Source organism: Caballeronia cordobensis, assembly GCF_001544575.2.
GTDB classification, from domain to species: domain Bacteria; phylum Pseudomonadota; class Gammaproteobacteria; order Burkholderiales; family Burkholderiaceae; genus Caballeronia; species Caballeronia cordobensis.
The window spans coordinates 23,280-43,373 of sequence record NZ_FCNY02000004.1; the positions used below are offsets into that span (position 1 = coordinate 23,280).

Sequence of the window (20,094 nt, forward strand, 5' to 3'; positions counted from 1 at the left end):
ATGCCCTCTGCGTCACAGCCGTACCTCGGCTTCGAGCCTCGCGAAATCTCGACGATGACCCATCGCGCGGTCATCGACGAGCATGCGAGCGAAGCGGCCTTTCTGTGGCGCCTGCGCACGTCGGCAGCGGATGCGCCGCATTACACGCTGCTTCACTTCCACAAGCTCGACATGCGCCTCATCGCGCATCTGTGCGGGCTGGAGATCGCGGGCGCCGCCGGGTTGCGCGCGGCGCAGCGCAATCTCGAGGACGCCGGGCCGGGCACGGTGTTCGTCGCGGCGTTCGTAGCCTTCGCGATGCTCGAACCGAACGCGATGGCCGAGGTCCTCGCGCTGCTCGCGAACGAACCGCGTTTCGACAAGCCCGTGCGCACGGCGCTCGCCTGGCAGCAGGAAGGCGCGATGCGCGCGGTGCTTGCGATCATCGGCCGGTCGAGGCACGTGCAGCACAGAAAGCTCGCGCTCGCGGCGGCCATCGCGCGGCGCCAGGCGTCGTTCGCCCGCCTGGACACCGCCTTGCGCGACGACGACGCCGGACTGCGCGCCATCGCCCTGCGCGGCATCGGCGTGCTCGCTTTGACGAGCCGGGCGCGCGAGGCGGAGGCCGCGTTGCGCGACCCGGACCCGGCGTGCCGCTTCTGGGCGGCGTGGACGCTCGTGCTCTTCGGCGATGCACGGCATTGCCCCGCGCTCATGGAAGCCGGCGACGCCGTGCCGCCGCTGCGCCTCGCCGCGCTGGAGATGTCGATGCGCCGTGGCGATCCCCGCTGGATTCGCGGCACGATCCGCGCGCTCGCATCGAACGACGACGAGCGCAGGCTTGCCCTGCGGGCCGCGGGCGCATTCGGCGATCCCGCGAGCGTGCCGTGGCTGCTCAATCATGCGGACGACCCGGCGTGCGCGCGCGCGGCCGGCGCGGCGTTCTCGCTCATCACGGGCGCGGATCTCGACTATGACGGCCTGAAGCGCCCGCCGCCCGACGATGCGCCCGAAGCGAACCCGGACGACGACGATCTCGACTGGCCCGACCCGCCGCGCGTGCATGCGTGGTGGCAGGCAGAGCGCGGCCGGTTCACGGCCGGCACGCGCCATCTGCGCGGTCAGCCGGTGTGCGCCGCGCAGGCCCGCCGCGTTCTGGCCGAAGGCTACCAGCGCCAGCGCACGGCGGCGGCGCTCGAACTTTCGCTGAGCGATCCGGCGCTGGGTCTTTTCCCCGTGCGCGATCGCACGGACCGGCAGCACGAGAGACTACGCGGATGATCTTCGTCAACGAAACGACCTGCCCCGCGAGCTGGACCGTGGGCTATCAGCGCGATGGACGCGAGCGGCTCATCGTCGTCGTGAAGGGCACGTACACCTTGCCGGAAAACGGCGAACCCACCGTGCTCGCAACGCAGCAGCAAGCGCTCGTGGAAGCGGACCAGTTTATCGGCGAACCGGGGTATTCCGCGCCGTTGTGGGAGACCGACTACGCGCACTGCAAGACCGCGTGCGACGTTCTGCTGCTCGGCAGCGCCCATGCGCCGGGCCAGCGTGCCGCCTTGCGCGTGCAGGTCGGCCTGCAGGTCGGCGCGATGACCAAACGCTTCGACGTGACCGGCCCGCGCGTGTGGCACCGGCGGCTCGGCACGAGCGTCATGGCCGCCAGCGCGCCCGCGGCGTTCGAGCGTCTGCCGATTCACTACGGCACCGCGTTCGGCGGCGTCGACCGCAGCGAGGAAAAGCGGACCGGGCGCGTCGACACGTTTCTTCCCAATCCCGCCGGCAGGGGTTTCGCGCGTCATCCGGCGAGCCTCGACGGGCAGCTTCTGCCCTTCACGTCGGAACACGGCAAGCCCGTTACGCAGGCAGAGGCGCGCTACACGCCGATGGCGTTCTCGCCGATCGGACGCAACTGGCTGCCGCGCAGCCGCTTCGCGGGCACCTACGATCAGCAGTGGATCGACAACACCGCGCCGTGCTGGCCCGACGATTTCGACGACCGCTACTTTCAGGCGGCGCCGCCGGACCAGATCATCGCGTTTCCGCGCGCACCGCTCGACGTGCGGCTGTCGAACCTGACGCCCGATGGCGACCGGCGCTTCACGATTCCTCACCGGCCGATGCCGGTCACGTTCATTCCGTATCAGGGCCGCGACGTCGAGCGCGACGCCCTCCTCGACACCATCGTGCTGGAACCCGACGAAGCGCGCTATACGCTCACATGGCGCAGCGTGCTGCCGCTCGGCAAGAGCATCTTCGATGTGCGCGAGGTCATCGTCGGCGAGCGCTCGCGGGCGGCGCGCATGACGCAGCGCTTCGCGGGCAAGCCGTGGTATCCGAGTCTCGCCGATGCCGTGCGCGCGCTCGACCGGCGCAAAGGAAGCCGGTCATGACGCGCCTCGCCGTGCTCGCGAGCGGCATGGTCACGGCGCTAGGCTTCAACGCGCCCGCGACGCTGGCCGCGTTGCGCGCGGGCGTCAGCGGCATCGAACAGACGTGGCTCGCCGACACCGAATCGGGCGTGCCGCTGCGCGGCGCGAAGGCGCGCTTGCCGCAATGGTGGGACGGCGTCGGCAAGCTCGCGAACCTGCTCGCGCCCGCGATCCACGAGTGCGCGGCCGCCGCGCATCCGTTGCCGCTGCGCGAGATTCCGCTGCTCATCGGCATTGCCGCGCCGGGGCGGCCCGCACGCCTCGCGCACCTCGACGAAGGCCTGCTCGATGAACTGCACGACCGTCTGCGGCTCGCGCGGCATCCGCATACGCGCGTTTTCGCGCACGATCAGGCCGGTTGCGCGCATGCGCTGCTGCACGCGCAGGCGCTCATCGACGAGGGCGTGGCGACGCGTGTGATCGTCGCGGGCGTCGACAGCTTCCTGAGCCAGCCCGCGCTCGATATCTACATGCAGCGGCGGCGCGTGATGACGCAAATGAACTCCAACGGCTTCTATCCCGGCGAAGCGGGCTGCGCGGTGCTCGTGGCCGGTGCGGAAGAACTGCCGGCGCGCGCGCTGGTGATCGAAGGCATGGCCGCCGATACCGAGAGCGCGACGATCGATTCGACGAATCCGCTGACTGCGCGCGCGCTCACCCGGGCGATCCGCGAGGCGCTCGCGCGCGCCGGGTTGCGCATGAAGGACATCGGCTACCGGCTGACGGATCTGTCGGGCGAGCACTACAAGTTCAAGGAAGCGGCGTTCGCGTACAACCGTTTCAAGGACGACGAACGAAGCGGCCCGCTTGCGCTGTGGCATCCGGTCGAATATCTGGGCGAGATCGGCGCCGCCATCCTGCCGTGCCTGCTCGCGCAGGCGCTGCACGCCGCGACGCTGCGTTACGCGCCCGGCCCTGTCGCGCTGTGCCATATCGGCAGCGACGCGGGCGAGCGCGTGGCGATTGTCGCGCGCATGAACGGGGAGCCGCGATGAGCAAGAACGTTTTCGCCAACGGACGCGAGGTGTCGGCGGGCAAGGACGGCAACGAGTCGCTCGCGATGATGCCCGACGTGTGCCTGTCGCCGCCGAGTCCGCCGGCGGGGCCGGTGCCGATTCCGTATCCGAACTTCGCGAAGGCGTCGGACATCAGCAATGGCACGCGCTCGGTAAAGATCGGCGACGAGCAGGTCACGATCAAGAGCACGTCGAACTACAAGACGAGCACCGGCAACGAAGCGGCGACGAAGTCGCTCGGCATGGGTGTGATGAGCCACCAACTCACGCATCCGAGCTACTTCGCGGCCTGGTCCTTCGATGTCAAGTTCGAGGGCGAGAACGCCGCGCGGCAACTGGATCTGACGACAGGAAACCATACGAGTTGAGGTGAGTATGACGACTAACGGGGGCGTGACGAACAACAAGGCGAATGCGGAGCCGAAGGTGGATCCCAGGTGCGAGGACATGGAGAAGCGGAACCAGGAAAACCGCGAGCAAGTCACCGAGGCATTCGAGGGCTCCCGCACCGTTGCAGGAAAGGAAGTGCATGAGAAAGCGTCGAAAGCCGGCATGACCTTCGGCTCGATGCGCGCCAACATCCCCGCTGCGAACGGCGGCCCGCTCAGGCAAACGTGGAGCGCATGCAGCAGCGGGAAGGCCCAGGAGCGCTTCTCCGATTCGCTGAAGGCGGGCGGCGAATCCAAGCAGGGAGCGGGCACCACCACCGTCAGGCTGTGCGACGGCGCGAGTTTCAAGCACAAGCAGGGCGGGTATGGCTACCACGCCGAAGCGCGGCTCATCACGGAAGTGGCGAACGCGACCGGCGGAAACCTCACCGGGGGCACCCTCATTTTCAAAACGGACTGGCGCTACACGTCGCTGCGCAGGAAGAAGCAAAAGAAAGGGGCCTGCCAATCGGGGATGCCGTGCCGTGGCTGCTACCAGGCCATGTGCAAAGCGACGAAATGCGGCCTCGAGATCATGCTGTGCAATGCCAATAACGAGCTCGTTCCGTTCGAGAACCCGAGCGGCAAACCCGGATGCAGCGGCAAAAAGAAAAAAGATCCCGCGAAAGACGGCCTCGCCGATCTCGACAAGCGCATGGGCGAGCATCCCTTGTATGGCATAACCTGATGATGCACCACGCTCACACACGAGGGCACGACATGGAAATTCTTTCTGTCATCCGCGACGCGGGCATTGCGGGCGCCCCGCTCCAGTACGAGTGGGACGTCGAGGTGTCGAGAAGCATCACCTATCCGCTCGAAGAGGAGCATCCGCGACTCGCGCGCGCATTCGAACTCATCAGCGACCGCGCGGCGCTCGCGCTTGCGATGGCCAGCGCCGAATGGGTGGCGCAACGCTTCGAGGGAATCATCGATATCGGCGACGCGCTCATGCGCATCGAGGCGGGCTACGCCGCCGTGATCGACCCGCGGCTCGCGACACTGCCGACGCCCGACGAACCGTTCCCCGACGAACTGCAAGATGCGCACGGTCCCTTGAAACTCGCCCGCATGATCATTACGACGGCGTTCGAGTACATGAAAGACGGCGAAGGCGTGGTGGACGAGTCGCTGAGCATGGCCTTGCTCGCGCGACATGTGTGTCCGCAGCGAAAGAAATACGATGCGTGGCTATCCGCCGTCTTGAAGGGCGCGGCGAAGCACTACCCCTACGTGGAGGATGAACCGCCCGAACAGCAGTCCCCCGTCCCCCGCGAATTCTTCGACCTCACCCCCGACTGGACCCCCGCCCACGCCACCACCGAACTGCGCGCATTCCTCGCCTCGCTCGACCCCGCGCGCAATCCGTATCTGATCGCCGACGAAGTGCTGCGCGCGCAACGCGATCCCGCTTCCGTGCCGCCCCAAAAGCCATGATGCACTTCGACTGCCTGCCGCCCATCGCGTCCTGTCTCGACCGGCATGCGCCGCTTCGCTACATCTGGGACGACACCCGCGCTTCGGCGGACTATCGCTACGATCCGGACTGGGTGCTGCAAGCGGCGGCGGGCATGTCCACGCGCGCCAACATGGTGCTGTGCGTCGGCCTTTACGAATGGATCATGTGGCGCTTCGACGCTTTCGTCGATGACCCCGTGCCCCGGCAAGTGCTCGAAGCCGCGTGGTGCGCCACCGTGGACCCGTCGCGCATCGCGCTGTTCGAGCTGGCGCGCCGCGAGTGGCTCGGGCCCGTGCGCGGCCCGTTGTGGTGCGCGGTCACATGGCTTCGGCCCGCGGTGGCCTCGGGCGACGATTTCCCTTTCGAAATCGAAGACGCGCTGCAATACCTGACGCGTCTCGCCGTGCATGTCTGCCCGTGGCGCGATCCATTCGAGCAATGGCTGCGCGACGTGCTGACCCGCCTCACCGCGCTTTTTCCCTTCGTGCCCGACGATCCGTTCGACGATCTCTTCTCGGAGGAAACCGTGCGCCGCCGCGGTGCGCCGATCGCGCGCAGCGTGCTCGACACGACGCATGCCTATGACATCGGCGAAGGCGCACGCTGGAGTGCGGCGTTGCTCCGGCAAGCCAACGCCGCATCGAATCCGTTTCTGGAGCCTGGCGCGCAGACGCCGTGAACGCGCCGGGCGGCCCGGCGGCACGATTCAGTTCTGCAGAATCTTCGAACCCGTCATCGAGATTTCGCTGTCGGCCTTCGCGTTGATCTTCCCGCTCGCGACGATCGACACATTCTTCCCTTTGATCTGGATGGTGCCATCCTTCTTCATGAGAATGCTCGCATCGCCCGTCTTGATGACCACCGACTCGGCCGCCTCGATGATCAGATTCTTGCCCACCTTGAGCGCATCGTCCTCGGTCACCGAGGTCGTGCGCCCCTTGCCTACCGTGCTCGACTGCGCGCCGTCGATCGACTCGCTCGCGTCCTTGGCGACCGTCACCGTCTGTGCGCCGCTCACCGCGAGCGACTGATCGCCGCCCACGCTGGTCGACTGCTTGCCGCCCACGCTCACGGTCTGATCCGAGCCCACCGATACGGTCTGGCTGGACCCGACGCTCACCGTCTGACTCGCGCCGACGGTCTCCGTGTGATAAGCGCCAATGGTCACGATCTGATACGCGCCGACCGTCACGGCCTGGAACGCGCCGACCGTGACCTCCTGCGCCGCGCCCACGGTAATGGTCTCGTTGATGCCCACGCTGTGCGTGCGTTGCAGAAACACCGTCGCGGTCTCGCTCGCCTTCACGGTCTTGGTGCGGTTCGAGCCGATCGTGATGCGCTCGTCGACGCCCACCGTCTCCGTGCGATTCATCACGACATCGATCTTCTCGTCGTTGCCGACCGTTTCCGTGCGGTTGTGCTTCACGACCGTGGTCTCGTCGTGGTCGATGTTCTTCTTGCGGTCGTTGCCGACCCAATGCGTCTCGTCCTTCTCCACTTCGATATCCTGATTGCGCTCGGCATGCAGCAGCACCTGCTCGGCGCCCTTCTTGTCCTCGAAGCGGAATTCGTTGCAGTTCGCCGCGCTGCCGCCCTTCGACGAGCGGCTTTTGATGCCCGTCTGCGTCATGTTCGCGGGCAGGTCGTAAGGCGGCATCTGCTCGGCGTTGTAGACGCGCCCCGTGATGATCGGCCGGTCGGGGTCGCCTTCCAGAAAATCGACGATGACTTCCTGCCCCATGCGCGGAATCGCAATCGCGCCGAAGCCCTTGCCCGCCCACGGCTGCGACACGCGTATCCAGCACGAACTGTTTTCGTCGCGCTTGCCTTGCCGGTCCCAGAAGAACTGCACCTTGACCCGGCCGTACGGGTCCGTATGAATTTCGTCGCCGCCAGGCCCGACGACCACCGCCGTCTGCGGCCCCTGAACGAACGGCTTGCGCGTCACGCGCGCGGGCGCGAAGGGCTGCTTCGCGTCGATCGCGGAGAACCAGCACTCGCAGCGGTTCGACTGCGCGCCGTCGAAGGCTTCGTAATCCGCCAGATCGATCTCGTATTGCGTGCGCGTGACGAGATACTGCGTGTTCTGATCGGCGCGCGGATGGCGCGTCAGCTTGAGCAATGCGCCCGTGCGCACGCGCTTGCTGTTGGTGCGCGCGTCGGCCTGATGCCAGTTGATGTCGGGGTCCGCGCTCGCGCCGCCTTCGACGAGCCATTCGTCCGCACGCGTTTTCGCCCGGCTTTCGCCGTGGTTCGCATCGGCATAGCCGCCGGGATAATCGAAATGCTCCAGCCCGGAAAACGCGTCGAAGCCCGGCATCTGCTTGACGGCCTGTTTCTGCAAGGCGCGCGACGGATGCTTGAAGTCGTAGTCGGTGAGCAACCAGTTGCGCGTTTCGATCATGTGATTGACACGCCACTCGCTCACATAATCGATGGCGGGCGCGGCGTTCATCACCGCGCCGTACGGCAGCGATTCGCAGCCCGCGACGCTGTCGTGCGCGGCGGGCGTGTCGGTCAGGATGAGCGCTTCCTTGCCGTCCGTGTCCTGAAACCAGTAGTAGATGCCCTCGTCTTCCAGCAGACGGCTGACGAAGTTGAAATCCGACTCCCGATACTGCACGCAGTATTCACGCGGCGGATGCGTGCGCGCGTTGGCCTTCCACTTGACTTCGCCGATTTCGAGCTGCTTGTAGACCGGATCGGCGAAGATCGCCTTCACGATCTCCTCCACCGTCTTGTTCTGGAAGATGCGGCAGTTGCTGCGGCGCGTGAGCAGCCACAGCCACGGGCGCACCGCCGCTTCGTACATGAAGAGGCGTCCGCGCATGCCGGTCTGCCGGAAGCTCACCACATAGCCGCCGAACACGCGCGGCTTTGCGCCTTCCAGGTGCAGCGACACGCTCACGCGCTTGCCGAGTATCCGCGCGATGTCGATATCCGCGCGCTTCGACACGAGCGTGAGCTCGCAGCACGGCATGCGCCCGAGCGCCGCGCTCGCGCGCAGCGACAGAAAGCGCAGGTCGTCGGCGAGCGGCGTATCGACGCTTGCGAGCGGTTGCGCCGTTACGGCATCGTTGCTGGCCATCGGCGCCTCCGCATCGAGAATCAGCGCACTTCGGTCGTGCGCACGTCCCAGCCGAACTTGACCGCGCCGCCGAGCGCGCCCTTGTCGTCCTGCGGCTTGTACTCGAATTCGATGTCCGCGTACATCAGGCTCACGGTCTCCCGCAACTCGCCGCCCATGCCGCCGCCCACCGCGACGTGCGTCACCGTGACCTGCTTCATCGTCACCGTGAGGAACTCCTTCTGACCTTCACCCGCCTTGCTCACGGTGAGCTTGGCGCTCGCGAGGTGCTTGCCGCTCACGCAGCTTTTTTCGAGCGTGGGCGAGGCCTTGTCGTAGAAATGCGAGAACGTGAACAGGCCGGGATGCGCCTTGCCCTGGCCGCTGCCGCCGCCCACGGTCGCGCTGCCGGAGTTGGTCGCATCCCAGTCGAAGGTCTGCACTTCGATCTGCCCTTCCGCACCCTTGTGCTTCGATTCGCCTTCGATTCCATCCACCTTGAGATAGCAGTCGATCGTTGCCATGAAGTCCTCCGTCGTGATCGGCTTTCGTCGCGGGGTATCGCGCCTGGAGGTAGAACGAACGCCGCCCGCCGAATTTCAACGTCGGCCGCATTCAAAATCGCGCGGCGGCGGCCGTCTTGTCTTCGCCGACGCTTTCTTCCGGATGAGGACGATGCCCAGCCCCGAATCACGCGATCCACGCCTGCACGACGCGCTCTCGATCGACACCCTGCACCAGTTCGAGCTGCTCGCGCTCGCGCAATCCGACGACATGCTGCTGCAGGTCGTGCCCAAGCGCAGCAACACGCCGGTGAAGGGCGAGGCCGGCAAGCGCGGCGACTGGGACACGCCGATGCAGATTCACGGCTGGCGCTGGGCGCAAGGCTACGACGCGGCCTCGCACGGGGCCGCGCTCAATGCGAACGACATGCGCGTGACGGCGCTCGGCGTGATCAGGACGGCGGATTCGGCGTCGCCCGTCATCGCGAAACTGTGCGCGCAGGCGGAACTGCTCGCGCTCGCGCACATCCGCTGCTTCAAGTCGGCGGGCACGGATCATGGCGTGCAGATCGAATATCTGTCGATGAAGCTCGAACAGGCGTATATCCGCAACTATCAGGTCTTCACGAGCCCGCGCTTCAATCGCCCGTGCGAGATTTTCGAACTGTCCGCGCAGCAGCTCACGATGACCTGCGCGCCGCAAACCGACGCCGGCAGCCGCGGCGCGGACGTGACCTTCGCGCTCGACGTGTCCACGCGGCGCGTGAGCTAGCGCGCCCTCAAAAAAGGACTCGCGCCGATGAACGAACCCAGCGCCGCCGACCGGCTCCAGCCGTCGCTGCTCGATCGCCTGATCGACGACGATCCCGCCGCCGAGCGTTTCATGACGCATCGCAGTCTGCGCGCGGCGGTGCTGCGCGACGTGTCGTGGCTCTTCAACACGACCAACCTCGGCGGCGCGATCGAGGAAGAACACTTTCCGCACGCGTTCGCCTCGGTGCTCAACTACGGCTTGCCGTGCCTGTCGGGACGCTTCGCATCGACCATCGACACGGTGTTGCTCGAACAGGCGATCCGTCAGGCGATCGAGCGCTTCGAGCCGCGCATCGATCCTTCGACGCTGGAGATCGAACCCGTGCTCGACCGCTCCGTGCTCGACATGCACAACCAGATCGCGCTCGTGATCCGCGGCCTGCTGTGGGCGCAGCCGGTGCCGCTCGAATTCGCGCTGCGCACGCAGATCGATCTGGAAGAAGGCGGCATCACCGTGATGGAACTGCCGCGCTGAGGGGATCACACATGGACCCGCGCCTGCTGCGTCACTACAACACCGAGCTTGCCCATCTGCGCGAGATGGGCGCGGAATTCGCGCAGCAGTTTCCGAAGATCGCGGCGCGGCTCGGCATGAAGGGCATCGACGTGGCCGACCCCTATGTCGAGCGGCTGCTCGAAGGCACGGCGTTTCTGGCCGCGCGCGTTCAACTGAAGCTCGAAGAAGAGTTCCCGCGTTTCACGCAGCAACTCGCGCACGTCGTGCTGCCGCAGGCCGGCTGCCCGACGCCCGCGATGCTGATCGCGCGTCTCGCGCCCGACCTCGCCAATCCGAATCTCGCCGATGGCTTCACCGTGCCGCGTCACACCGCGCTCCTTTCCACGCGCGCGCCCGCCGACACGACGCCGTGCGAATTCCGCACGGCCGCGGCGCTCACGCTCTGGCCCGTCGAGCTCACCGACGCGCGCTATCTCGCGCAGCTTCCGGACCTGCCGCTCGCCGCGCTGCCCGCGACGCGCCCGCTCGCGCATCGCGTGAAAGGCGCGTTGCGCATCAGGCTCGCGACGCCCGAAGGCCTCTCGTTCGACGCTTTGCGTCTCGATACGCTACCGCTCTACTTCGCGGGCGGCGACGACACCGCGTACCGGCTCGCCGAACGCGTGCTCGGCGGCACGCTCGCGATCGTCGTATCGACGCCCGAGCGCCCGAGCCGCGCGCTCGCCGTCCTGCCCGGCGACGCCGTCTCGCTGCCGGGCTTCGACGCGGACGAAGCGCTCCTGCCGGTCACGCCGAACGCGTTCCAGGGCTACCGCGTGCTGCACGAGTATTTCGCGCTGCCCGAGCGCTTTCGCTTCGCCCACATCGAAGGGCTCGCGAGCGTCCTGCGCGCCTTTGCCGTGCGCGAAATCGAGCTTACGTTCCTGCTCGCGGCGGGCGACGCCTCGCTCGAACGCATCGTCACGAAAGATCACGTGCTGCTGCACTGCGTGCCCGCCGTCAATCTCTTCCCGAAGCAGGCAAACCCCGCGCTCGTCACCGACGCCGCCGCGCGCTTTCATGTGATTCCCGACCGCACGCATCCGCTCGATTACGAAGTGCATTCGGTTACGGGCGTGACCGGCTACGGCGCGAGCGACGACAGCGAGCAGGCGTTCCATCCGTTCTATGCGGACTATCTCGCGGACCGGCCCGGCGAGGCCGCGTACTTCACCGTCGAGCGCGAGCCGCGCCTCGTGCCTGCCGCGCGGAAAAAGAGCGGCGCGCGCACCGACTATGTCGGCAGCGAAACGTATGTATCGATCGTCGATCCGCGCGCCGCGCCGTATCGCGGCGCCTTGCGGCAACTGTCGTTCGCCACGCTGTGCAGCAACCGCGACTTGCCGCTTATGCTCGTGCCAGGCGGCGCGGGCAGCGACTTCACGCTCGACATCGCCGCGCCCGTCGCCGCCGTGCGCTGCGTGAGCGGCCCGTCGCGGCCCGCGCCCGCGACGCTCGACGGCGCGCAGACCTGGCGTCTCATCGATCAGCTATCGCTGCACTATCTGTCGCTGTGCAACGGCCCGCGCGAGGCCGCGGCGGCACTGCGCGCGCTTCTGATGCTGCATGTCGCGCCGCACGACGGCGCGGGCCGTGGCCAGGTCGCGGGCGTCGTGTCCGTCGATGCGAAGCCCGTCGTGCGACGTTTGCCGATGCCCGGCCCGATCGCTTTCGGGCGCGGCCTGTCGATCGACGTGCTGGTCGACGAACTCGCGTTTCAGGGCGGCAGCGCCTGGCTTTTCGGCTGCGTGCTCGACCGCTTTTTCGCGCGTTACGTGTCGATCAATTCGTTCGTGCAGACGACGCTGCGCACCGACGCGCGCGGCGAAATCCTGCGCTCGCGCACGCGATGCGGCACGCGAGCGATCTTCTAGGCGCGGCGGCGCACGCGCCCGCGCCACGGCCCATCGCGACGCCGGCCGCGTCCACGCGCGCGCTCGTCGATCTGTTCGAGGCCGTCGCCGCCGAACCGCATCGCTTCGATTTTTATCAGTTGATGCGGCGCGTCGAGGCGCTCACTCCGGACCTGCCGCGTCTCGGCGCAAGCGCGCGTCCCGCCGACGAAGCCGTGCGCCTCGCCCAGGACGTTTCGCTCGCGTTCGCGCCCGCGCCGCTCGCCGCGCTCGCGCACCCGGACGGCGGCGGCGCGCCGCGTCTCACTCAGCGCTTCTTCGGCTTTCTCGGTCCGAATGGCCCGCTGCCGCTGCATCTGACCGATTTTGCCCGCGAGCGCGCGCTGCATCACGGCGACACGGCCTTCGCGCGGCTGCTCGATACGCTGCTGCATCGCTTCCTGCTGCTGTTCTATCGCGCGTGGGCGCAAGGGCGGCCCGTGACCGGGCTCGACCGGCCGGAGCACGACCGGTTCGCGTTCTATACCGGCGCGCTGATCGGTTCCGCCGATCCGGCGAGCCACGCGCGCGATGCCGTCTCCGATCATGCGCGGCTGCACTTCGCGGGCCTCGTGAATATGCAGACGCGCCCCGCCGAAGTGATCGAGAGCATCGCGTCGGCGCTGTTGCGCGCACCGGTGCGCGTCGAGCCGTTTCGCGGCCACTGGATGACGCTCCCGCGCGAGGAGCGCACGGCGTTGCGCGCGGGCGCGACGCGCTTTTCCTCGCAGGCGGCGGGCTTCGCGCAGCTTGGCCGGGGCGCAATGCTCGGCGCGCGGGCGTGGGACCGCCAGCATGCGTTCCGGCTCGTGATCGGGCCGCTGACCCTCGCGCAGTACGAAGCCTTTCTGCCCGGAGGCGCGGCGCTGCCGGTGCTCGCCGCGCTGGTTCGGCGGCATCTGAACGGCGAGCTTGCCTGGGATGCGCAACTCGTGCTCCTCGCTGGCGAAGTGCCGACGGCGCAGCCCGGCCGTTACGGGCGGCTCGGCTATTCGGCGTGGATCGGCCGGCGTGAACATCGCGCCGATCGAGCCGATCTCGCGCTCGATGCCGATGCGCGTTGCCCGTGAGACGCCGCGCGGCGCCGGGCATTGCAAAAACGCACGGCAAGCGCCGTCTTACCGGATGAGGACGCGGCTTCGGTCGGCGCGCGCCCGTTGAGAAGGAGTCGGACGATGGCGGAAATCAATCGGGTGGCGCTGTTCGGCAAGCTGGACAGGCTCGGCTACAAAACCGTCGAAAGCGCAACGATCTACTGCAAGATGCGCGGCAATCCGTACGTGGAGCTCGCGCACTGGCTGATGCAGATACTGGAGACGCCGCGCTCCGATCTGCAGCGCATCGTCGCGCACTATCGCGTGGACGCCGCCGCACTCGCCCGCGAGCTGACCGCCTCGCTCGATCGCCTGCCGCGCGGCGCGACGTCGATTTCCGATATCTCCGAGCACATCACCGACGCGATCGAACGCGGCTGGGTGTACGGCACCCTGCTCTACGGCGCGAACAAGGTGCGCACCGGCCATCTGCTCGTCGGGATGCTCAAGACGCCGCGCTTGCGCCATGTGCTCGTCGGCATCTCGCGGCAGTTCGAGCGCATCGGGACGGAAGATCTTTCGGACAACTTCGCGCGCATCGTCGCGGATTCGGCCGAGGAAGGCGAGGACGAAGCGCTCGCGCCGCCATCCCCGTCCAATGGCGATGCCGCGCCGGCCAGCATGGGCCGGCAGGAAGCCTTGCACAAGTACGCCAGCGATCTCACCGACCGCGCGCGTCAGGGCGCGCTCGATCCGGTCACGGGCCGCGACGAGGAGATTCGCCAGCTCATCGATATCCTGATGCGGCGGCGGCAGAACAATCCGCTTCTCACTGGCGAGGCGGGCGTCGGCAAGACCGCGGTGGTCGAAGGTTTCGCGCAGCGCCTCGTGCGCGGCGACGTGCCGCCGTCCTTGCGAGAGGTTGCGCTGTGGTCGCTGGACCTCGGTCTGCTGCAGGCGGGCGCGAGCATGAAGGGCGAATTCGAGCAGCGCCTGCGTCAGGTCGTCGATGACGTGCAGGCGAGCCCGAAGCCGGTGATTCTCTTCATCGACGAAGTGCATACGATCGTCGGCGCGGGCGGCGCGGCCGGCACCGGCGACGCGGCCAATCTGCTCAAGCCGGCGCTCGCGCGCGGCGACTTGCGCACCATCGGCGCGACGACGTGGTCGGAGTACAAGAAGCACATCGAGAAAGATCCCGCGCTCACGCGGCGCTTTCAGGTCGTGCAGGTTCACGAACCCGACGAGGCGAAGGCCGTGCGCATGTTGCGCGGCGTGGCGGCCGTGCTCGAAGGCCATCACCGGGTGCAACTGCTCGACGAGGCGATCGAGGCGGCCGTGCGGCTCTCGCATCGCTACATTCCCGCGCGCCAGTTGCCCGACAAGGCCGTTTCGCTGCTCGACACCGCCTGCGCGCGCGTCGCGGTCAGCCAGCATGCGACGCCGCCGCAGGTCGAGGACTGCCAGCGCCGCATCGAGTCGCTCGACGTGGAAGCGCAGATCGTCGCGCGCGAAGCGAATGTCGGCGTGGATGTCGGCACGCGCGCCGCGGAGGTCGAAGCGTCGCTCGCCCGCGAACGCGACGCGCTCGGCGGGCTCGAAGCGCGCTGGGCCGACGAAAAGCGCGTGGTCGACGAACTGCTCGCGCTGCGGGCGTCGTTGCGCGAGCAAGGCGAAGCGGTCGATGCGCCGCCGCCCTCGCGCGACGAGCGCCTCGCGCGCCTGGCGGAACTGAAGGCGCGTCTCGCCGACCTGCAAGGCGACGCGCCGCTGATCCTGCCGAGCGTCGATGCCGGCGTCGTCGCGGGCGTGGTCGCGGACTGGACCGGCATTCCCGTCGGCAGGATGCTCAAGAACGAACTCGCCGCCGTGCTCAATCTCGCCGATGCGCTCGATCGCCGTGTGATCGGCCAGCGCCACGCGCTCGAGATGATCGCGAAGCGCATCCAGACGTCGCGCGCGCGCCTCGACAATCCCGACAAGCCCATCGGCGTGTTCATGCTGGCCGGCACGTCGGGCGTCGGCAAGACGGAAACCGCGCTCGCGCTCGCCGAAACGCTCTATGGCGGCGAGCAGAACGTCATCACCATCAACATGAGCGAGTTCCAGGAAGCGCATACCGTCTCGACACTCAAGGGCGCGCCGCCCGGCTACGTGGGCTACGGCGAAGGCGGCATTCTCACGGAGGCGGTGCGCCGCCGTCCGTACAGCGTCGTGCTGCTCGACGAAGTGGAGAAGGCGCATCCGGACGTGCACGAAATCTTCTTCCAGGTCTTCGACAAGGGCTGGATGGAGGACGGCGAAGGACGCTATATCGACTTCAAGAACACGATCATCCTGCTGACCTCGAACGTCGGCTCGGATCTCATCATGTCGATGTGCCGCGATCCCGCCGGCATGCCCGCGCCCGAGCGGCTCGCCGCCGCCCTGCGCCGGCCGCTCCTCGACGTGTTTCCCGCCGCGCTGCTCGGCAGGCTCGTCACGGTGCCCTACTACCCGCTTTCCGACGCGATGATGGCCGACATCGTGCGTCTGCAACTGGAGCGCATCCGCAGGCGCGTCGCGGAGAATCACGGCATTCCGTTCGATTACGACGACGACGCCGTGCGGCTCATCGTGTCGCGCTGCACGGAGGCCGAATCGGGCGGACGCGTGATCGATGCGCTGCTCACCAACACGGTCTTGCCGCGCATTTCGACGGAGTATCTGACGCGGCTCACCGAAGGCGGCGCGCTCGAACGCATCCGGCTATCGGCGAGCGCGAACGACTTCGTCTATGCGTTCGACTGAACTCACGCGCACACGCGAAAGGCGCAGGCGATGCTCAAACTCACGGTGATACGACACAACGGCCAGCCGCCGCGCAGGCCCCTCGCGGCGAGCTTCGATGCCGGCGGCGGCACGATCGGGCGCGCGGTCACGAACCGTCTCGTGCTCGACGACGCCGAGCGCACCGTTTCGCGCATGCATGCGCAGATCGTGTGGCGCGAAGGCACGTACCGGCTGATCGACCGCGGCAGCAATCCGGCGCTCGTCAACGGCGCGCCGCTCGACCCCGGCGAGGAAGTGCGGATCGCGCACGGCGACGAAGTGCAGATCGGCGGCTATCAACTGCGCGCGGAAGTCGCCGCCGGGGACGATACGCAGAACGCGCGCGCGATGCCGGATGCGACGACCTATGCGGCATCGGACGATCCGTTCGCGGGCCTGTTCGATGCGTGCGCCGCGCCTTCGGTGGCGCAGGCTGCATCGCTCGCGCCGCCCGACGCCGACGTGGTGTGCGGCGGCTTCGAGCTGGGTCTCGACGATCCGTCTTCGAAGCGCACCATCGACGAGCTTTTCGATCTCGCGCCGGGCGCGCATCACTCGACGGATGCGCCGATGGACGCGCTCGTCGAACCGCTGACGCAGCCCAACACCGCCCACGCCGACGATCCGTTCGCCAGCCTGACGGGCGCCCAACCTGCCGCGCCGCTCGCGACGCTGTCCGACGCGGGGCCGGAGTTGCGCAGCGCGTTCACGCCGCCGAGACCGCGCGCCGCGCCGACGCCTGCGCTCACGCCAGCTGAGGTGCAAACCGACGATAGCGCGCTCATCGACGCCTTTCTGGAAGGCCTGCGCGCACCCGGCGTGCGGCTCGACGCGCTCACGCCCGCGCTCATGCGGCTCATCGGCGAGTTGCTGCACGAAGCGACGCAAGGCACGCTCGATCTGCTGGCCGCACGCGCCGCGTTCAAGCGCGAAATGCGTACGGACGCGACGATCATCGCGGCGGCGGATAACAATCCGCTCAAGTTCTCGCCGAACGTGGAAGCCGCGCTCGCGCATCTGTTCGGCCCGCCGGTGCGCGGCTTCATGCCGCCCGCCGCCGCGCTCGCCGATGCACACGCCGACTTGCGCGCGCATCAGGTCGGCATGGTCGCGGGCATGCGCGCGGCGCTCGACGGCGTGTTCGAGCGTTTCGAGCCCAAACGCATCGAGGCGCGCCTGTCGGGCCACTCGATGCTGGACGGCCTCTTGCCCGGCATCAACCGGCGCGCGCGCTGCTGGGATCGCTTCATGGAGACTTACGGCCAGCTCTCGAACGAGGCGACCGAAGATTTCCATGTGCTGTTCGGCCGCGCGTTCGTCGCCGCCTACGAGGCGCAGATCAACGAACTGAAGCGCCGCGGCCGCCCATGACGCGCGCCGGAGAACCGACATGCAACTGCAAACCGCAAGCGTGAGCGAGGCAGGCGGCCGGTCGCGCAACGAAGACGCCCACGGCCAATGGCGGCACGCGACGCTGTTCGCGAACGTGGTGGCGGACGGCGCGGGCGGTCACGGCGGCGGCGATGCGGCATCGCGCATCGCCGTCGATACCGTGCTCGCGGAACTGGCGCGCATCGCGCAGGCGGGCGTCGCGCTCACCGGGCCGAACCTGTTGCGCGTGCTTCTGCGCGCGAACGACGCCATCGTCGACGCGCAGGAGCACGACGCCGGCCTCGCGCACATGCGCTCGACGGCGGTGCTGCTCGGCATCGACGAGGCGGCCGGGCTCGCGGCCTGGGCGCATTGCGGCGACACGCGCCTCTACTGCTTCCGGCGCGGCGCGACGGTCGTGCAGACGCAGGATCACAGCCTCGTGCAAAGCATGATCGATGCGAACCTGCTCGACGCCCGCGACGTGCGGCACTATCCGCGGCGCAATGTGCTGTTCTCCGCGCTCGGCACGGCGGACGATCTCGCGATCGCGGCATCCGGCGCGCCGTTTCCCATCGCCGAAGGCGACGCGTTCCTGCTCTGCACGGACGGCTTCTGGGAGTATCTCGACGAATCGGCGATGATCGACGCGATTGGACGGGCGTCCACGCCCGCGGCATGGCTCGATCTGATGGTGGCGCAGTTGCGGCAAGCCGCGCGGCCGGATCATGACAACTTTACGGCTAGCGCGGTTTGGGTGGGGGGTGGGTCGGAGGCGACGGTGTTGCGGACGCCTGCCATCTGAAGCAGGCATCCGCCAATTCGAAACCCTTCGCAAAATACGACAGAACCCCTCAGCACCGATTTTACGGTGTTGTCAAAATTCGTTAATCGTAACGTGCCTCTGTCTGTGCCCGGTTGCGTGCCGTCGGTGCTCTCGTATGCTGGCAATCTCACCGGTTCAGTGAGCGTTTCCATACAGGAGCCAGAGTAGATGCCAAAAAGCAAGTATAACGAATCAACCATCCTCGCTATCGACAGAACGGCGAGGGCTGCATGACAGACAGGTTGGTAGGGAAAGGTGATTGGACGACCACGCGAGGCCGAGTTCTAGGCGGTTCTTCGACGTTCTTTGCAGAGAATGGGCAAACGCTCTCACGTCGCAACGACATTGCCACCTGTGGCGACTGTGAAGGTAGTTTTCCGATATTGGGCACCGCCGAAACGATCCTTGATGAAGGGTTACCTCTCGTCAGGCATATGGATCGCGTACTTTGTCCGTGCGGGCAGAATCGCGTGCTTTCGGGGCATCCCGACTTCTTGATAAGGGACGGGAAAGGAGAAGGAACGCGCGCATCAACGGGCGGCGGCGCTCCAATTGCAGCGCCGACCAAACACGCTGGCAGCGAAGTCAAGCATACAAGTTGGTTTTATGTGCAGGACAGCGTTACCGGTGAGCCGCTGCGTAATCAGCGTTATGTTGCGCGCGTAGCTGGCGTCGAACAATTCGGCAAGACGGACGCAAACGGCTACGCAAAGATCGAAACGGATGGCGTGAGTACGATCGATGTCCACGTCTCTTTCTCGTCACCCAAACGTCAACTCAATCCGGGACGAGGTGTTTGAGCATATGACCATGGATTACAAGATCGAACATTGGACTTCGAATTGTTCGGCGGCAGGAAGTACCAAAGATGAGGCGATATTTATATCTGTGAACAATCGGGCGGCGACTCGAAAGGCGATTATTAATGCGCTATCAAGAAAAGGCTACAGGCTGATCGAGCGATCGGAATGGCATGCAAAACCGCCGAGAGGAGCCTTAATGGAGAGTCATTGGGATTACAGGGATATCGTTTTGCATCACGCTGGCCGTAGCTATTCCTGTGGTGCGCCGTCCATTGAAGAAATGCAACGCGTGCAGGCGGAGGATATGGATCGAAACCCGCCTTTCGAGGATGCAGGATATCACTACGCCATTTCATGCCACGGCGAAATATATGAGGGCCGCGATATCAGGTTCACCGGCGAACACGTTGCTGGCGACAATACGGGTGAGATTGGGATCGTCTTTCTGGCGGACCTTGTGCAAGCAGGTGAGGCCTATCAAGAAGAATATAGCTCCTTGTCATTCGTTGACAAAATTAAGAATCTTCGCGGAATCCTCACAGATCAGGCTGTTTTGTGGCATGACAAGCCAACTCTGGAACAGATCAGAGCATGCAGAACGTTGTGTAGTGTGCTCACAGATTTTTTTAATATTAAAGGACTAGGTGGGCATCGCGAATATCAGCGACTCGCAACAAATAAGGGGCGAGCATGTCCCGGAAATTTGGGAATGGATATTGTCAAAATACTACGCTCAGAACTGTCGCTATCCAAACCTGGGGGCAGTTTGCAATGAAGGGGAAAAAATCCGCTGCTGCTTCCTTGATGATTGTTTTGTCCGCACTCGGATTTTGGCTAAGCGTTGGATATTATCATTCCTATATCGATCATGAGGATAACCTTGTCTATTTCTTAAAAAGGCGGCTGACGCTACGAAGAGAGTTCGTCAATCCATTTGCGAACGAGGGAAATCCTTTGCCTACGAATGAACTATCGCCTGCCGTCCGAAAAGAGCTTTCCGATTTTTGCAAGTATGCGTATGGGATGACGGATGGCGACGAGAAGTCACTGGAAAGTTGCAGGAAGCAGGCCATTCGGGAAGTTCAATAGCCGGAGACGCCACGCACTTTCGCCACTGCGCGCCGTCGTCAGAATCTGGAATAGCAAGGCGATGCGCGTCGC

At 66.2% G+C, this 20,094-nt stretch carries 19 protein-coding genes; 17 read left to right on the forward strand and 2 right to left on the reverse strand.

Going from position 1 to position 20,094, the window contains the following annotated elements; all coding sequences use genetic code 11:
• The 7 genes from AWB70_RS08855 (at position 1) to AWB70_RS08885 (ending at position 5,996) form a co-directional block, all read left to right on the forward strand.
• Positions 1 to 1,260, forward strand: a complete 1,260-nt coding sequence (locus AWB70_RS08855) for a TIGR02270 family protein (RefSeq protein ID WP_053572030.1) — start codon at positions 1 to 3, stop codon at positions 1,258 to 1,260.
• Complete coding sequence (locus AWB70_RS08860; RefSeq protein ID WP_053572029.1) at positions 1,257 to 2,375, forward strand: DUF2169 family type VI secretion system accessory protein; 1,119 nt, start codon at positions 1,257 to 1,259, stop codon at positions 2,373 to 2,375. The genes AWB70_RS08855 and AWB70_RS08860 overlap by 4 nt, the downstream gene beginning before the upstream one ends.
• Entirely contained in the window at positions 2,372 to 3,409 is a 1,038-nt protein-coding gene (locus AWB70_RS08865; RefSeq protein WP_053572028.1) for a hypothetical protein, read from the forward strand. The genes AWB70_RS08860 and AWB70_RS08865 overlap by 4 nt, the downstream gene beginning before the upstream one ends.
• On the forward strand, positions 3,406 to 3,798 hold the full coding sequence (locus AWB70_RS08870; RefSeq protein ID WP_014251945.1) for a DUF4150 domain-containing protein: 393 nt from the start codon (positions 3,406 to 3,408) through the stop codon (positions 3,796 to 3,798). Before AWB70_RS08865 ends, AWB70_RS08870 begins: the two co-directional genes overlap by 4 nt.
• A 79-nt stretch (positions 3,799 to 3,877) precedes the next feature.
• Entirely contained in the window at positions 3,878 to 4,546 is a 669-nt protein-coding gene (locus tag AWB70_RS08875) for a hypothetical protein (RefSeq protein ID WP_143281622.1), read from the forward strand.
• A 32-nt stretch (positions 4,547 to 4,578) separates the two neighbouring features.
• Positions 4,579 to 5,295 (forward strand): hypothetical protein, encoded by a 717-nt coding sequence (locus tag AWB70_RS08880; RefSeq protein WP_053572027.1) that lies wholly within the window; start codon positions 4,579 to 4,581, stop codon positions 5,293 to 5,295.
• The gene (locus AWB70_RS08885; RefSeq protein ID WP_053572026.1) at positions 5,292 to 5,996 is read left to right on the forward strand and encodes a hypothetical protein; all 705 of its coding nucleotides are present in this window, start codon (positions 5,292 to 5,294) and stop codon (positions 5,994 to 5,996) included. The genes AWB70_RS08880 and AWB70_RS08885 overlap by 4 nt, the downstream gene beginning before the upstream one ends.
• A 27-nt stretch (positions 5,997 to 6,023) precedes the next feature.
• Here the strand turns inward: AWB70_RS08885 and AWB70_RS08890 are convergent, their stop codons facing one another.
• The gene (locus AWB70_RS08890) at positions 6,024 to 8,405 is read right to left on the reverse strand and encodes a type VI secretion system Vgr family protein (RefSeq protein WP_053572025.1); all 2,382 of its coding nucleotides are present in this window, start codon (positions 8,403 to 8,405) and stop codon (positions 6,024 to 6,026) included.
• A gap of 20 nt (positions 8,406 to 8,425) precedes the next feature.
• Complete coding sequence (locus AWB70_RS08895; protein ID WP_053572024.1) at positions 8,426 to 8,908, reverse strand: Hcp family type VI secretion system effector; 483 nt, start codon at positions 8,906 to 8,908, stop codon at positions 8,426 to 8,428.
• Between the two features lie 151 nt (positions 8,909 to 9,059).
• Here AWB70_RS08895 and AWB70_RS08900 point away from each other — a divergent pair, with 151 nt between their 5' ends.
• The 10 genes from AWB70_RS08900 to AWB70_RS38695 all read left to right on the forward strand — a co-directional run bounded on the left by AWB70_RS08900 (position 9,060) and on the right by AWB70_RS38695 (position 20,022).
• The gene (locus AWB70_RS08900) at positions 9,060 to 9,659 is read left to right on the forward strand and encodes a type VI secretion system tube protein Hcp (protein ID WP_235024178.1); all 600 of its coding nucleotides are present in this window, start codon (positions 9,060 to 9,062) and stop codon (positions 9,657 to 9,659) included.
• 27 nt (positions 9,660 to 9,686) lie between these two features.
• Positions 9,687 to 10,175, forward strand: a complete 489-nt coding sequence (tssE, locus tag AWB70_RS08905; RefSeq protein WP_014251938.1) for a type VI secretion system baseplate subunit TssE — start codon at positions 9,687 to 9,689, stop codon at positions 10,173 to 10,175.
• Positions 10,176 to 10,186: 11 nt separating this feature from the next.
• Positions 10,187 to 12,070: a type VI secretion system baseplate subunit TssF gene (gene tssF / locus AWB70_RS08910; RefSeq protein WP_053572023.1), complete on the forward strand. Its 1,884-nt coding sequence runs from the start codon at positions 10,187 to 10,189 to the stop codon at positions 12,068 to 12,070.
• A complete protein-coding gene (tssG, locus tag AWB70_RS08915) occupies positions 12,046 to 13,158 on the forward strand; it encodes a type VI secretion system baseplate subunit TssG (RefSeq protein ID WP_200826404.1) in 1,113 nt (370 codons plus the stop codon). Before tssF ends, tssG begins: the two co-directional genes overlap by 25 nt.
• A gap of 105 nt (positions 13,159 to 13,263) precedes the next feature.
• Positions 13,264 to 15,912 carry a type VI secretion system ATPase TssH gene (gene tssH, locus AWB70_RS08920; protein ID WP_053572022.1) on the forward strand — a complete coding sequence of 883 codons (2,649 nt, stop codon included), beginning with the start codon at positions 13,264 to 13,266 and terminating at the stop codon, positions 15,910 to 15,912.
• A gap of 30 nt (positions 15,913 to 15,942) precedes the next feature.
• Positions 15,943 to 17,304, forward strand: coding sequence for a type VI secretion system-associated FHA domain protein TagH (gene tagH, locus AWB70_RS08925; protein WP_053572021.1), 1,362 nt, complete (start codon positions 15,943 to 15,945; stop codon positions 17,302 to 17,304).
• A 19-nt stretch (positions 17,305 to 17,323) separates the two neighbouring features.
• Positions 17,324 to 18,109, forward strand: a complete 786-nt coding sequence (locus AWB70_RS08930; protein ID WP_053572020.1) for a PP2C family protein-serine/threonine phosphatase — start codon at positions 17,324 to 17,326, stop codon at positions 18,107 to 18,109.
• A 251-nt stretch (positions 18,110 to 18,360) separates the two neighbouring features.
• Entirely contained in the window at positions 18,361 to 18,930 is a 570-nt protein-coding gene (locus tag AWB70_RS08935; RefSeq protein WP_075644323.1) for a PAAR domain-containing protein, read from the forward strand.
• A 10-nt stretch (positions 18,931 to 18,940) separates the two neighbouring features.
• Positions 18,941 to 19,708, forward strand: coding sequence for a peptidoglycan recognition protein family protein (locus tag AWB70_RS08940; RefSeq protein ID WP_082378231.1), 768 nt, complete (start codon positions 18,941 to 18,943; stop codon positions 19,706 to 19,708).
• Positions 19,705 to 20,022: a hypothetical protein gene (locus AWB70_RS38695; protein WP_159680197.1), complete on the forward strand. Its 318-nt coding sequence runs from the start codon at positions 19,705 to 19,707 to the stop codon at positions 20,020 to 20,022. The genes AWB70_RS08940 and AWB70_RS38695 overlap by 4 nt, the downstream gene beginning before the upstream one ends.
• The last annotated feature ends 72 nt before the right edge of the window (positions 20,023 to 20,094 follow it).

Coding starts and splice junctions, on each gene's coding strand:
- tssG (WP_200826404.1), top strand. CDS start 12,046: ATGCGGCACGCGAGCGATCTTCTAGGCGCGGCGGCGCACGCGCCCGCG.
- AWB70_RS08885 (WP_053572026.1), top strand. CDS start 5,292: ATGATGCACTTCGACTGCCTGCCGCCCATCGCGTCCTGTCTCGACCGG.
- AWB70_RS08880 (WP_053572027.1), top strand. CDS start 4,579: ATGGAAATTCTTTCTGTCATCCGCGACGCGGGCATTGCGGGCGCCCCG.
- AWB70_RS08855 (WP_053572030.1), top strand. CDS start 1: ATGCCCTCTGCGTCACAGCCGTACCTCGGCTTCGAGCCTCGCGAAATC.
- tssE (WP_014251938.1), top strand. CDS start 9,687: ATGAACGAACCCAGCGCCGCCGACCGGCTCCAGCCGTCGCTGCTCGAT.
- tssF (WP_053572023.1), top strand. CDS start 10,187: ATGGACCCGCGCCTGCTGCGTCACTACAACACCGAGCTTGCCCATCTG.
- AWB70_RS08865 (WP_053572028.1), top strand. CDS start 2,372: ATGACGCGCCTCGCCGTGCTCGCGAGCGGCATGGTCACGGCGCTAGGC.
- AWB70_RS08875 (WP_143281622.1), top strand. CDS start 3,878: ATGGAGAAGCGGAACCAGGAAAACCGCGAGCAAGTCACCGAGGCATTC.
- AWB70_RS08890 (WP_053572025.1), bottom strand. CDS start 8,405: ATGGCCAGCAACGATGCCGTAACGGCGCAACCGCTCGCAAGCGTCGAT.
- AWB70_RS08900 (WP_235024178.1), top strand. CDS start 9,060: ATGCCCAGCCCCGAATCACGCGATCCACGCCTGCACGACGCGCTCTCG.
- AWB70_RS08930 (WP_053572020.1), top strand. CDS start 17,324: ATGCAACTGCAAACCGCAAGCGTGAGCGAGGCAGGCGGCCGGTCGCGC.
- AWB70_RS08870 (WP_014251945.1), top strand. CDS start 3,406: ATGAGCAAGAACGTTTTCGCCAACGGACGCGAGGTGTCGGCGGGCAAG.
- AWB70_RS38695 (WP_159680197.1), top strand. CDS start 19,705: ATGAAGGGGAAAAAATCCGCTGCTGCTTCCTTGATGATTGTTTTGTCC.
- AWB70_RS08895 (WP_053572024.1), bottom strand. CDS start 8,908: ATGGCAACGATCGACTGCTATCTCAAGGTGGATGGAATCGAAGGCGAA.
- tssH (WP_053572022.1), top strand. CDS start 13,264: ATGGCGGAAATCAATCGGGTGGCGCTGTTCGGCAAGCTGGACAGGCTC.
- AWB70_RS08935 (WP_075644323.1), top strand. CDS start 18,361: ATGACAGACAGGTTGGTAGGGAAAGGTGATTGGACGACCACGCGAGGC.
- tagH (WP_053572021.1), top strand. CDS start 15,943: ATGCTCAAACTCACGGTGATACGACACAACGGCCAGCCGCCGCGCAGG.
- AWB70_RS08940 (WP_082378231.1), top strand. CDS start 18,941: ATGGATTACAAGATCGAACATTGGACTTCGAATTGTTCGGCGGCAGGA.
- AWB70_RS08860 (WP_053572029.1), top strand. CDS start 1,257: ATGATCTTCGTCAACGAAACGACCTGCCCCGCGAGCTGGACCGTGGGC.